11 protein-coding genes are annotated in these 13,976 nt (G+C 50.3%); 9 read left to right on the top strand and 2 right to left on the bottom strand.

The window, feature by feature from the left end; all coding sequences use genetic code 11:
* Positions 1–19: 19 nt before the first annotated feature.
* Positions 20–3,202: a YdbH domain-containing protein gene (locus tag ACR9YC_RS06210; protein WP_438731306.1), complete on the bottom strand. Its 3,183-nt coding sequence runs from the start codon at positions 3,200–3,202 to the stop codon at positions 20–22.
* Between the two features lie 215 nt (positions 3,203–3,417).
* Here ACR9YC_RS06210 and radC point away from each other — a divergent pair, with 215 nt between their 5' ends.
* On the top strand, positions 3,418–4,128 hold the full coding sequence (gene radC, locus ACR9YC_RS06205) for a RadC family protein (protein ID WP_438731653.1): 711 nt from the start codon (positions 3,418–3,420) through the stop codon (positions 4,126–4,128).
* Between the two features lie 17 nt (positions 4,129–4,145).
* Here the strand turns inward: radC and ACR9YC_RS06200 are convergent, their stop codons facing one another.
* Positions 4,146–6,299 (bottom strand): FAD-dependent oxidoreductase, encoded by a 2,154-nt coding sequence (locus ACR9YC_RS06200; RefSeq protein ID WP_438731303.1) that lies wholly within the window; start codon positions 6,297–6,299, stop codon positions 4,146–4,148.
* A 192-nt stretch (positions 6,300–6,491) separates the two neighbouring features.
* Between ACR9YC_RS06200 and purB the strand changes: the two genes are divergently transcribed.
* From purB to ACR9YC_RS06160, 8 genes are all read left to right on the top strand, one after another.
* Entirely contained in the window at positions 6,492–7,805 is a 1,314-nt protein-coding gene (purB, locus tag ACR9YC_RS06195; protein WP_438731300.1) for an adenylosuccinate lyase, read from the top strand.
* A 65-nt stretch (positions 7,806–7,870) separates the two neighbouring features.
* Entirely contained in the window at positions 7,871–8,200 is a 330-nt protein-coding gene (locus tag ACR9YC_RS06190) for a LapA family protein (protein ID WP_438731297.1), read from the top strand.
* 18 nt (positions 8,201–8,218) lie between these two features.
* Positions 8,219–8,893 (top strand): orotidine-5'-phosphate decarboxylase, encoded by a 675-nt coding sequence (gene pyrF, locus ACR9YC_RS06185; RefSeq protein ID WP_438731294.1) that lies wholly within the window; start codon positions 8,219–8,221, stop codon positions 8,891–8,893.
* A gap of 2 nt (positions 8,894–8,895) precedes the next feature.
* Entirely contained in the window at positions 8,896–9,555 is a 660-nt protein-coding gene (locus tag ACR9YC_RS06180) for a phosphoribosylanthranilate isomerase (protein WP_438731291.1), read from the top strand.
* A gap of 79 nt (positions 9,556–9,634) precedes the next feature.
* Positions 9,635–10,867: a tryptophan synthase subunit beta gene (gene trpB, locus ACR9YC_RS06175; RefSeq protein ID WP_438731288.1), complete on the top strand. Its 1,233-nt coding sequence runs from the start codon at positions 9,635–9,637 to the stop codon at positions 10,865–10,867.
* 49 nt (positions 10,868–10,916) lie between these two features.
* Entirely contained in the window at positions 10,917–11,708 is a 792-nt protein-coding gene (trpA, locus tag ACR9YC_RS06170; RefSeq protein ID WP_438731286.1) for a tryptophan synthase subunit alpha, read from the top strand.
* Positions 11,709–11,720: 12 nt separating this feature from the next.
* Entirely contained in the window at positions 11,721–12,575 is an 855-nt protein-coding gene (gene accD / locus ACR9YC_RS06165; RefSeq protein WP_438731283.1) for an acetyl-CoA carboxylase, carboxyltransferase subunit beta, read from the top strand.
* A 45-nt stretch (positions 12,576–12,620) separates the two neighbouring features.
* A complete protein-coding gene (locus tag ACR9YC_RS06160; protein ID WP_438731281.1) occupies positions 12,621–13,961 on the top strand; it encodes a bifunctional folylpolyglutamate synthase/dihydrofolate synthase in 1,341 nt (446 codons plus the stop codon).
* Positions 13,962–13,976 lie beyond the last annotated feature (15 nt).

Here is a 13,976-nt window from a genome sequence, read left to right as displayed (position 1 = left end):
TGAATGAGCAAATGGTTTTTCATTCAGGTTGGTTATTTCCTGTATCTTGATCCAATATCACGCCCTTTTTCGGCGACAAAATGCCAGCGCTAACCGGATCTAACAAATAATTGGTGTCATAAAGCGAACGCGTTGAGGTGATGAGCTGAAAAAATGGTGCGCGTATATTGATGTTAAACTGGATCGGCAATTTGGCGATCTGTTTGGTCAGGAAATTGCGGGACGCCGTGTCCCCTTGGCTAAGACCATCAAACTGAACACGGGTTACTAGCTCCCCATCAAGTGGCCCATCCATTTCTACAACCAGAGTTTTATAGCGGATATCGCGTAAACTTTGAAAAGCAAAATTGCCATAGGCACCCAAATCTTCATAGGTCAGTTCGCCGATATAAGATAATGTTCCGCCAGCAGGCCCTACGACCAAACGGCCGCCCTCAATCCGTCCTCCTGCAAGGTTAAACCGCATCGGCAACCGCCCATCAAAAGTCCCTGTGGCGGCCAGATTTTCAAAATCAAATTGCGTCAGAAAAGCAGCTGCGTCCAATCCCTTCATCTCGAAATTCAGTTCGCGTTCTTCTGGAATCGCAAGATTGAAAGTCGTTGGCTCCAAACTTAGATCACCGCCAGAAAAGGGCCAATGCGCTTCTTCAAGCACCACACGCTGATTGGCGAGCAGTTGATAGCGCACTATGCCATCATAAGCGGCAATACCCGGGTTCACTTCATCCAAAGTAACAATCTGACCAGGCGGTGTTTCAAACGCCAGAAGGTCGGAAAAGACAATATCCCCCTTCAAACCTTTCACTGGTCCGAAAGCAGCCGCGAAATCAAGACCATCAGTGCCAAATTTGCCTGTGCTGCTAATATTATCGCTATCCCAATCTATGCGGCCAGTTCCGCTGACACTGCCATTTGCAAGTTCGACGATTCCAATGGTCAGGTCGGTGAGCATATTGGGTTGCAGATTTTCACCAAAGCTGATTCCCGGCACAATCACATCTGCCCCGCCCGTTGCATTTTCAAGGTTATGCACGATGCTGACTGATGAAATAAGATCAGGCTTATCAGGGAGATACAAATCACCTTTGGCAAGAATCATAGAATTTTCCAGCACCAGATTGATATTACGTCCGGTAAGAGGGTTGAATCTCTGCGTCTCTGCGCGGTCGCTCACTGTCCAACTGTTGGATGAGATATTCAAAACCGAATTAGCGAAGCCCCACTCTCCTTGCCCATCGCTGAGCAATAAAGGGATATTGCTAATAGATGCATTGGCGCCATCAAACTCCCCAACCAAGTCGCTGCCGCCAGACATGCTCAGCGTACCTGCCGAAAAGGATGTTCCGCTATCTACATCACCAATAAGGACGCTAAGATTGCTGATGTTAGAGGTTGCCGGATAACCAATATCAACACCATCTGCAGCAATGGATAATGGTGATCCGCCAAGTCTAGCATCAATGGCCAAAGCCTGGCTTTGTGCATTTATAACAAGCCCATCATCGCCAAATGCCAATAATGGTTGCCTTGCTTTGGGGCAAAAGGTCAGCGATTGGCGACCAGCAGCAAGAGTGGAGACATTAAGCTCTGTAAAACCGATAGATTGGCAGCCGCCATTGCTTGCATAATAGCGTGAGCCATCAACCAGCGTGCCCGAGAGCGGGATTCGCGCGCCTGTTATACTCCCTCCCGCCAATGGACCGTCTAAGCGCATCGCACCATCAAAGGAAATGCGATCGGGGTTGTTTGGTGACAGCGTGACAATTGTCCGCTCCAACAAAAGACTGGCATTGCCAGAGCGATATTCTGGCATTTCCAGCGTCATTCTTGGCTGATTGCCCTCACCTTGCCAATTGCCAGAAAGCCGAGGAAGCTGGGGATGCACAAAGGTAAAGTTAAAACTTTGCAATCCGGCAAAACCCCCTTCGCGCAAGGAATATCGCACATCCTGCAAACGGGTAATCAGCCTGTTATCACCTTCCCTTAATGTCGCGCTGTCAGCAGTGATAATGCTATTATCAACATTGCCAGATGCCGATAGCCTAGACGAAGCTGCGCTGCGTTCCAAAACTGGCAAAATCTTTGCCCAAAGCGGACCAATGGGCGTTGCTTCAAGACCTTCACCATAGCTTGCAAGTACATTGCGCCAACTTCGCTTTGTTGCGACATTGTCTGCGCTCAGTCGGTAAGCAAGCGACAAAGATGAAAGATCGCCTAGGGAAGCAAATGGCAGTTCATCCGTCATGGCAACATCCAGCTTAGCGCTGCCGGCATCTGCCCATGGCGATGATAATGCAGTAATATTCACTTCAGCCTCACCATCAAATGACGCTGCATCAATATCACCTTTAGTAGCAATTCTAATACGGTTGCCTTGAATGCTCTGTTTATTATCAAGGCGGTAAAATGCCTTGTTCAGTTCACCCACCAAGGAAAGTTCTGCAGCATCAAGATCACGAGCGATTACAATATCTGTTTGCAGGCCACTATCAGCCGAACCCGAGGCTAATGCCGGGCAATCCAGACCATTGAAGCGCAAAGGGCCAGTTATTCTGGGTTGCAGTGAATCGATGGAAATCGACAAATAGGCACTGGGCCTGGCGAGCTTACAGCTATCAAAATCCAGATTTTTTGCGATAAGAGCAACATCACCTTCAAAACCATCCAGCAAATGGCCCTCACCTCTGGCAGAAAGCCCAACGGCACCATAAGGCGTTCCTATTTTTGCTCGTGCATTATCAATAGCAACTGTCAAATCAGGCAGCGCGAGCGGTGCATCAGAATCTGTGTAGATAAATTGGTCAAGCACACCGAAATGCAAACGGTCATCGCGCCATTCGCCAAATAGGCGCACACCTTTGACCCTTATTTCATCAACCAATATGCCGGATAATTGGGGAACGGTAATGACAATCAGATCGTCAATAACCAGATCCGGTTGTTGCGGGTCACCTATGCGTATATTGCGTAAATGCTGGCGTTTAACGCCAAGGTCGACAATCTCATAACTTGCATCAACCCCCAGATCATCAAGATATTCCTGCACATATCGGTCTGCAATCACCAAACGCTGTGTCCAAGCTATCAATATGACAACAGCCAGAACCACAAGAGAAACCAAGACAATAGCAAACCATTTGCGCTTCCAAAATGGTCGCGCATCATTCTCATCTGCTGTTTCAGTGTTACTTGGCGGGGGCATAATGTCTTTTGGGGCAAATGCGGATGATAAGCAATTGGCTATGAACCTAAGCCAAATAGATATTGAAGCTCTAAACTGCTATGCTAATTTTTACAGCAAATATGTAGGGAGGGTAAGATTGGACCATGAGCGATAATCAACACGATAATAGCTCTGCACCCATCGCTCCCAATGAGACAGCGCAAATGGACCAGCTGTTTCATCCATCAGGGGAAATGACATCGCGCACAGAGAAACACGTGGCTACAGGCAATGATAAGGATAAAGCCGGGCACCGAGCACGATTGAGAAAGCGCTTTTTGCGCAAAGATACCGAAGCCTTACTTGACCATGAGATTATTGAATATCTCTTGGCATTAGCGATCCCCAGACGGGACACAAAACCGCTGGCTAAGGCATTGCTGGCCCATTTTGGCAGTTTGGCAGGGATTTTAACCGCCGATGCCCAAGCATTATTGCGTTTTGATGGTCTGGGTGAAACCAGCGTTGCCGCATTGAAGATATCTCAAGTCGCCGCATTACGGCTGTTGCGCGAACCCGTCATGCAAAAACCGATTATCGGATCATGGCAATCATTGCTGGATTACCTGCATGGTGACATGGCACATTTGACCATAGAGCGTGTCCGCATCCTGTTTTTGAACAGTCGCAACATTTTGATCAGTGATGAGAATTTTGGCGATGGATCCGTAAATGAGACTGCCATTTACACACGTCAGGTTATTCACAGAGCGTTGGAGCTTGGCGCAGTATCGCTCATCTTAGTGCACAACCATCCAAGCGGCGACCCTAGCCCCAGCAAACAGGACATTGCCATTACACGCGACATTGCCGAGGCTGGGCGCCGCCTCAATATTACAGTGCATGACCATATTATTATCGGCCGTACAGGCCATCTGAGTTTCAAGGCAAAAGGGCTGATCTAGGCCCTGTCCCTTTCTGCCTACTTCTGCTCGTCATTGGTAATGAGCCTGATTCCCATTCTGAGCGTGAAATAATTCCATATCCAGTTTATCAATACGGTAGCGCGGTTACGCACACCGACCAAAAAACCGACATGGACAATGCCCCAGAACCACCAGGCCAATGTGCCTGAAAACTTCACCTTGCCAAAATCAGCAACGGCCGCCTTACGGCCTATCGTCGCCAAATTGCCTTGGTGCTTATAACGATAGGCTGGCGGTAAGCCTTGACCGGAAAGCTGCTGCCTAAGTGCAGACGCAACATAAAGACCGGCCTGCTTCGCAGCGGGCGCTAAACCTGGAACAGCATTACCGTCCCAAGCATTAGTGGAAGCAGTATCCCCAATCACATAAATGTTGGGATTATCTTGCAATCGGCAATATTCGTCAGTGGGCACGCGCCCTGCCCGGTCCGTTTCCACATTCAACCATTTGCCCGCAGGTGATGCCGCAACACCCGCCGCCCAAAGAACGGTTTCTGTCTCAATACGGTCTTCACCAACCTGCACATATCCATCCTGAATATCTGTGACTCGCCCACCCAAGAGCAGCTCTACACCCAGATCACGCAGCGATTGTGCCGCATTTTCCGAGAGGCTTTCAGGAAATGGCAGCAAAACCCGCGGGCCTGATTGCACCAAAATTACGCGCGCATTGGCAGGGTCAAAATTGCGATATTCATCGGCCAAACCGAAGCGAGCGAGTTCAGCAATGGCTCCCGCCAGTTCAACACCTGTCGGACCACCGCCAACAATCACAAAGGTCAGCAAGCGTTTGACTTGTTCGGGGTCGTTTGAGGCCTCTGCCTCCTCAAAGGCGCGCAACACTTGGCCTCGCACATTAATCGCGTCTTCAACACGTTTTAATCCGGGTGCAAATGGTGCCCATTCATCTTTGCCAAAATAGCTATGCGTTGCGCCAGTTGCCACAACCAGATGGTCATAGCTGGTAGAGCCGCCATTATAGGTAACTGTTTGCGTACCTCTATCAATAGCGCTCACCTCACCCAGCAAAATCCTAACATTACGATCATTCCTGAACAGGCTGCGAATAGGTATCGCAACATCTGAGGGCGAGAGGCCAGCAGTTGCGACTTGATATAATAATGGTTGGAAAAGATGAAAATTGTTACGATCGATCAGCGTTATCCTAACCGGCATGTCTTTTAACTTCATAGCGCATGAAAGGCCGCCAAAGCCGCCGCCAATTATCACAATATGTGGCCAGCTATCCGGCACAGCATTATGTTTCCTGTCGAACAACAAATTGCGTTCAAGCCAATGGCCAATCACCCGATCAACAGAAATTTGACCGCTGCCGTGGAAGAGAAAAACCAGAACCATCAAAATACTGGCGAATGTCAGTGACGGATTGAACCCCATAAAGTCCGTTCCCGTCAGCAATAATGCCAAGGTAACTGCAAAAACACTCCCTGCAATACCCAAGAATGCAAACGCAGCGAAGCCGATCAATATGGCTGGCAAAATGGGCGCAAAAGACCCTGATGGGTAAAGCATAGCATTGGCAAAGCCTGGTAATATCTCGGCAGAAATCAGCATTGTAATTGCCAACCAAAGACGAAAGACAAATAACAACCAAGGTGATAAATAAACGGTCATCATTTGGCCGAAAGCATAGAGCGGTGCCGCAAGAGGAAGCGCGCTATCTGCAACGCCTTTGCCAATGACCCTGTCTATTGAAAACGCGCCTGCGCCATACACAAAAAACCATGAAAGCAGTGCAATGGCGAAGAGATTATAGTCAGTGGGGATATAATAATATTGGCTGACGGCCAACAATATGGCGATCGCTAAAGATGCCCCGCGTGTCATTAGCCCCAGCAACAACAAAATCCCGCCTATCAATTCTATGGCCAGGCCAGTTTGCGCCGTCATTACTGGTGACATAAATGGTACGGGATATTCAAAGGTCGCAAGCGCAATCGCAGTTTGCCAATCGCTTAATTTAACAAAAGCGGACGCCAGTAAAGCCTGTGCCAAGACGAACCGTGCAAGAAAGTCCCAAAATGGTCTGCTAAGGGAAATGGCTGCTTTAAAGCCTTTGATCCAGACACGTCCTGCGACCCGAAGAGCGGGGTTCTTAGACAGAAAATCGGCTTTGATAACGTCTTCCACAAATTATCCTCTCTCATCTTAATCGGGAATTTAAGATGTAGATTCATTCTAGTCATGGCATAGCTAGGCTACGAATCCTGACATCCTCCCCATAAATGTTTATAGAACAGGATCAGGCAATTGCGATCACGGTTTCTTCCTGCTAGCCGCCGCAGCACGTCAGGAATTTTGCCAATTTAAGGAATCGCCAATATGGTCCCTCGTTATGCCCACCCCGATATGACCGCAATTTGGGAACCGGAAAACAGGTTTCGCATCTGGTTTCTGATAGAGGCTCATGCCACTCAGGCTTTGGCAGATAAGGGTGTGGTTCCGCAAAGCGCTGCAAAAGCATTATGGGACTGGTGGGCCACCGAACCGCAAATTGATGTACCAGCAATTGACGCGATCGAAGCTGTTACCAAACATGATGTCATTGCATTTCTAACCTGGGTGGCAGAGCAGGTTGGCGATCAGGCGCGATTTATGCACCAAGGTATGACCAGCTCTGATGTGCTGGACACATGCTTGGCTGTGCAACTGACACAAGCCAGCGATTTGCTGCTTGCTGATATGGATAATTTGCTCGGTGCGATTAAGCGCAGAGCAGAAGAGCATCGTTACACCCCCACCATCGGCCGCAGCCATGGTATCCACGCTGAACCCACGACATTTGGTTTGAAATTGGCCCAAGCCTATGCAGAGTTTGCGCGCAATCGTGACCGTCTGATTGCAGCGCGGGCAGAAATTGCAACCTGCTCAATTAGCGGTGCTGTTGGTACTTTTGCCAATATCGACCCGCAAATTGAGGAATATGTTGCTGACCAGCTTGGCCTTTCAGTCGAACCTGTATCCACACAGGTTATTCCCCGTGATCGCCACGCCCAATATTTTGCAGTCCTAGGAGTTATCGCCTCTTCTATTGAAAGACTGGCAACAGAAGTTCGCCACTTACAGCGCACTGAGGTGCTAGAGGCAGAAGAATATTTTTCACCAGGCCAAAAAGGCTCCAGCGCGATGCCGCATAAGCGCAACCCGATATTGACGGAGAATCTCACAGGCCTTGCCCGTGTGGTCCGCGGGGCGGCAGTTCCTGCTATGGAAAATGTCGCTCTGTGGCACGAACGTGATATCTCCCATAGCTCGGTTGAACGCTTCATTGGCCCTGATGCGACAATCACGCTCGATTTTGCATTGCGGCGTCTGACAGGCGTTGTCGATAAATTGCTGATCTATCCAGAACGTATGCAGAAGAATCTGGATCGTATGGGAGGCCTTGTTCATTCGCAGCGTGTTTTGCTTGCTCTGACACAAGCTGGTGTCAGCCGTGAAGATGCCTATCGTCTTGTACAGCGCAACGCGATGAAGGTATGGGAAAGTGATGGCGCATTATCATTGCTCGACCTTTTGCTGGCCGATGAAGAAGTCACCAATGCCCTTTCCGAACAGGAAATTCGCGACCGTTTCAATCTGGATTATCATTTTAAACATGTCGATACGATCTTTGAGCGGGTGTTCAGCGCATAATCATAGTCTGGCCAAGACTGGATGAGACAGCTATGTTGCTGTCACTATTGGGGTAGGAGAAGCATATGCAGTTCATCAAAACCTTATTCTGGGTGCTTCTTGCCGTTTTGCTGGTGGCCTTTTCCTATAATAATTGGGTCAATGTCACGGTTCTAATCTGGGATCAGACATTGCTCGACACCAAATTGCCGATATTGGTCATTGGTTCGTTTCTGCTTGGATTTCTGCCCATGTGGCTGGTCTATCGTACGGGCCGCTGGCGCATGAAAAGACGCATTGATTCGCTCGAAAGCCGTACCAAATTGGTTGTGCCCAACAGTTCTGATAAAAAGCCCGAAACCAAGCCAACACCGCCTGCTGCTCAAGAGGATAATACTCCGCTTACAGCCGACTAACCTTTAAGGGACATTTTCATGAGCAATCCGGTTTACCTCGCCCTTGATATCCCCGATCTTGATAAATCGCTTTCTCTGGTAAAAAAGGTGCGCGATCATATTGGCGGAGTAAAGCTGGGCTTAGAGTTCTTCTGTGCGCATGGCCATCATGGTGTGCATGAAATATCCCATCTTGGCCTGCCAATATTTCTTGATCTTAAACTGCACGACATCCCCAATACAGTTGCCGCCGCGATGCAAGCCATCCACGTACTAGAACCGGCAATTGTTACTGTTCATGCCGCTGGTGGGCGGGCCATGATGGAGGATGCAAAAGCGGCCGCAGGGGCAAATACAAAGGTGGTCGCCGTTACTTTGCTCACGAGCCTAGACCAGCGCGATATAACGCAAATTGGCTATAATGGCGAACCACGGGACCAAGTGTTACGCCTTGCGGAACTAGCCGAAAAATCCGGTCTGGATGGTATCGTCTGTTCTGGTCAAGAGGTTGGTGCAGTACATAGCCAATGGAAAAAAGGGTATTTTGTTGTGCCTGGCCTGCGCCCTGCAGGCTCCGCAATGGGTGATCAAAAACGCGCCGTTACGCCGCGCGAAGCACGTGATAAAGGTGCATCCATATTGGTCATTGGCCGCCCCATAGCACGCGCTGAAGATCCTGTAGCCGCTGCGCGCGCCATTGAGGGAACGCTTTAAAAGTGACAGGCAGCGCCATCAAAATTTGCGGTCTTTCGACAGACAGGACTTTGCAAGCCGCCGTCGATGCCGGTGCAGATTATGTCGGTTTGGTCCATTTCCCCAAAAGCCCGCGCCACCTCTCTCTACCACGCGCATTACGCTTGGCTCAATCACTGCCAGATAGTGTTCATGCGGTGATCCTGCTCGTTAATCCTGATCTTGAAATACTACGGCAGATTCGTGACGATTTCGGCCAAATCATTGTGCAATTACATGGCCATGAAACGGCAGAAGATATCGCAACATGGCACGAAGAAACCCATTTGGAATTTTGGAAGGCCTTGCCAGCCATAACACCGCGCTCACTGAATAAGGCAGCGCCTTTTGCGCCCCGCGTCTCACGTATTTTGTTCGACACACCGCCACCCGCCAATTCCGCATTGCCCGGTGGAAATGGGGCCATTGGCAATTGGCCGATATTTGCAGACTTTGCCCCGGATTATGCTTGGGGTCTGGCAGGTGGTCTAACTCCGGGCAATGTTGTTGATGCCATCAATGCTACAAATGCACCTTTGGTCGATGTCTCTTCTGGCGTAGAGGACGAACCAGGCGTGAAAAATGTAGACAAGATCGCTGCCTTTTGCCAAGCGGTAAAAACAATGAACAAGGTGTCTCCCTAGCTCCAAAAACCCTGTCAAAGCGCACCTTAGACAATAGAGCGTACCGGCATTTTCTTGGTATAAATGGATTTTTTCAAATATGAATGATCGCCCCAATAGTTTCCGTAATCAGCCGGATAATCACGGCCATTTTGGTGAATTTGGCGGGCGCTATGTCGCCGAAACATTGATGCCTTTAATCCTTGACCTAGAGCGTGAATATCGCGCTGCGCAGGGCGACCCTGAATTTGCTCGCGAATTTGACGATTTGCTCGCCAATTATGTTGGTCGCCCTTCCCCGCTTTATTATGCGGAAGGTCTAACCGAGGATGTCCGTAAGGATTGTGCTGAGGGCAAAGGCGCACAAATCTGGTTCAAGCGCGATGAATTGAATCATACTGGCGCACACAAAATCAACAATTGCATTGGCCAGATTCTGCTCGCCAAACGTATGGGCAAAAAGCGCATTATTGCTGAGACTGGTGCAGGTCAGCATGGTGTCGCAACGGCAACAGTTTGCGCACGCTTCGGGCTGCCATGCGTCATTTATATGGGCGCCACAGATATTGAACGGCAAAAACCCAATATCTTCCGCATGAAATTGCTCGGCGCAGAAGTCATCCCCGTAACCAGTGGCTCCGCGACATTGAAAGACGCGATGAATGAAGCGCTGCGTGACTGGGTCGCCAATGTACATAACACATTTTATATTATTGGCACGGCGGCTGGCCCGCACCCTTATCCTGAACTGGTTCGCGATTTTCAAAGCGTGATAGGCAAAGAGGCGCGTGCGCAAATGCTCGACCGCATCAACCGTCTGCCTGACCTGCTGATCGCCTGTATTGGCGGCGGTTCCAATGCGCTGGGTTTGTTCCACCCCTTCTTGGATGATGCGGAGGTCAAAATGCTGGGTGTAGAGGCCGGAGGCCAGGGCTTGGATAAGCTACATGCAGCATCGCTAACCGGCGGTTCACCAGGTGTTTTGCATGGTAACAAAACTTATTTGCTGCAAGACGAAGATGGCCAGATTGATGAGGCGCATTCTATCAGTGCCGGTTTGGACTATCCCGGCATCGGACCAGAGCATAGCTGGTTAAAAGATATAGGCCGTGTGGAATATGATAGTTGCACCGATGAGGAAGCCTTAGAAGCCTTTAAACAGCTTTGCCGCTGCGAAGGCATCATCCCTGCATTGGAACCCAGCCACGCCATCGCCAAGGTTGTAGAACGCGCCAGATCTATGGACCGTGACCAGATCATCCTGGCAAATCTGTGCGGCCGAGGTGACAAAGACATTTTCACCGTTGCAGAGGCATTGGGAGTGACGATGTGACTATAGCCACCATGTCTAATGGTCTATCCCTTACTAATATGAGGACAGCATGACCCGTCTTACAAATGCCTTTCCTTCTGATCGCGCAGCCCTAGTTTGCTTTATCACTGCGGGTGACCCTCATCCCGATGCGACCCCTGCACTGCTGGACGCGCTGGTGGAAGGCGGCGCTGATGTCATTGAGCTTGGCATGCCTTTTACTGATCCTATGGCCGATGGCCCTGCCATCCAAAAGGCCAATTTGCGCAGCCTTGGTGCCGGAACGAAAACCGCCGACATATTCCGTATCGCCGCAGACTTTCGCGCACGTCATCCAAATGTGCCTCTGATTCTTATGGGATATGCCAACCCGATGCTGCATCGCGGGCCCGATTGGTTTGCCGGTCAATGCGAACAGGCGGGTGTTGATGGTATAATCTGCGTGGACGTTCCACCGGAAGAGGATGCCGCTCTTGGCCCTGCCCTGCGCAACAAAGGGATTGCACCAATACGCTTAGCAACCCCTACCACGGATCAGGCGCGTCTGCCCACAGTGCTCAACGGTTCCAGCGGTTTTGTCTATTATGTCTCTGTCGCTGGCATTACCGGCAAACAGCAGGCAGCAACCGCCTCTATTGAAGAGGCTGTCAACAAGCTGAAAGCTGCGACCGCATTACCGATTGCTGTCGGTTTTGGTGTACGCACGCCGGAGCAAGCAAGCGCTATAGCCAAAGTCGCCGATGGTGTTGTCGTCGGTTCTACAATCATTGAAATTATCGCTAAGCATGGCGCCATTGCAGCGGACCATGTTAAGGATTATGTATCGTCGCTTGCAACTGCGATCAAAAACGCGCGTAACTAACAAGGTGAGATTATGAGCTGGTTCAGCCGGGTAAGAAATTCGTTGCCCTTCGCAGCGAAACGCGAAACTGCCGATACGCTTTGGCTAAAATGCAAATCGTGCGAAGAAATGATATTCTTGCAGGAATATCAGGACAATCAAAGCGTGTGCCCTCGCTGTGAGCATCATGGCCGTATTGGTGCGCGGACCCGTTTTGAGGCGCTTTTTGATCAGGATAGCTGGGAGATATTGGATAGTCCCGCTGCCAAAGAAGATCCGCTGAAATTCCGCGACAGCAAACGTTATACCGACCGCATAAAGGCGGCACGCAGCGCTAATGAGTTCCCCGATGCTCTTACCAATGCTCGGGGCACGATAGACAATCAAAATGCCGTTATCGGCGTGCAGGATTTCGCATTTATGGGCGGCTCTATGGGCATGGCCGTAGGCAATGCCTTTGTTGCGGGCACAGAGGCCGCAATCGCGACCAAATCGGCCTATATCTTATTCACAGCTGCTGGCGGAGCGCGCATGCAGGAAGGTATTTTGTCTTTGATGCAAATGCCCAGAGCGACAGTCGCTATTCAACGAATGAAAGCGGCTGGCCTGCCCTATATTGTGGTACTAACCGACCCGACAACTGGCGGCGTGACGGCCAGCTATGCCATGCTGGGTGATGTGCAAATTGCTGAACCAGGCGCTCTTATCGGCTTTGCCGGGCAGCGTGTGATCGAGCAAACGATCCGCGAAAAACTGCCTGAAGGTTTTCAGCGTGCGGAATATCTGCTCGAACACGGCATGATCGATATGGTGGTGCATCGCCATAAAATGCGCGAGCAACTATCGCATATTATTGACTATACATTGGCACCAAAAGCGGTCGCCTGATCAGGCCCGTTAATATCATTGCTGGACAGATAGGCCCCAAAACCCATGGCTGATGGTGCGCGATCTTCTCACCCCGATGTCCAGTACCAGCTTGACCGCTTGACCATGCGCTCGCCAGGCCGCGATGTCTTGGGCCTTGAGCGTATAGAGGTTTTGCTGCAACGGCTCGGCAATCCTCACCATAATCTGCCACCTGTTTTTCATGTTGCCGGTACCAATGGCAAAGGCTCAACCTGTGCCTTTTTGCGCGCCGCAATAGAAGCATCAGGCCTGAAAGCCCATGTCTATACCAGTCCGCATCTGGTGCGCTTTAATGAGCGTATCCGGGTAGCCGGGGCTTTAATAGATGATGATATGCTCGCCGCCATATTGGCTGAGGTGAATGATGTTGCTGATGATCTGGCAGCCAGCTTTTTTGAAGTCACTACGGCTGCGGCATTTCTGGCTTTTTCTCGTGTGTCTGCAGATGCCTGCATCATCGAAGTCGGTCTGGGCGGAAGGCTTGATGCGACCAATGTGATACCAGCCCCTGCCATTTGCGGTATTGCGCATTTGGGGCTGGATCATGAAGCCTTTTTGCTCTCCGATGAACCCGATAATCCGGATATACCATCCGCTCCTCTGCCGCGTATTGCCTATGAAAAATCAGGCATAGCCAAATCTGGCGTACCACTGGTTACGCAAAAATATACGGCGGACATGCAATTGGAGATAGCCAAACAAGCCATGCGCAATGGTGCGATGATGGTTGATCGCGGAGAAGGCTGGGATGCCGGGATCTATGAAAACAAACTGCATTATCGTGATAGCAAAGGTCGGTTGACGCTTCCCATGCCCGGCCTTGCAGGTGATTTTCAAGCAGATAATGCTGCTCTGGCGATTGCCATGCTGCGCCATCAAGATGCCATTAGGATCACCGATGCAGCCTTATCTGCCGCTATGGGCTGGGTCAAATGGCCCGCGCGACTGCAAAAGCTTGGCAATGGCCCCGTAACCATTACAATTCCCGACGCCGATTTTTGGCTGGATGGCGGGCATAATCCCTTGGCTGGCGAGGTTTTGGCCGCGCATTTCTCAACTCTGCCCGATGCTTCACTCCATCTGATAATCGCCATGCTATCCAATAAAGATCCAGCAGCAATTATTCGCCCCCTGCTCCCCAAATTGGCGAGCGTTACTGCCCTGCCCGTTCCTGGTCATGACAGCCATACAGGTGAGCGCTTTAGCTCTTATCTCGCAAAAACATCGATCCCGTTTACCCGCGCAGAAACTATAGCAGACGCTGTGGAAGCACTCTCAAAACATGGCCCTAACACCATCCTGATCGCAGGTTCGCTTTATCTCGCAGGCGAAGTTCTGGCCGCAAATGAGCAAGAACCCGAGTAATTTTTTTAAGCGCTA

The organism is Parasphingorhabdus sp. DH2-15, assembly GCF_051668705.1.
GTDB lineage: Bacteria > Pseudomonadota > Alphaproteobacteria > Sphingomonadales > Sphingomonadaceae > Alterisphingorhabdus.
The sequence above is the reverse complement of the archived record's forward strand: the minus strand, read 5'-3'. Positions and strand labels throughout refer to the sequence as shown.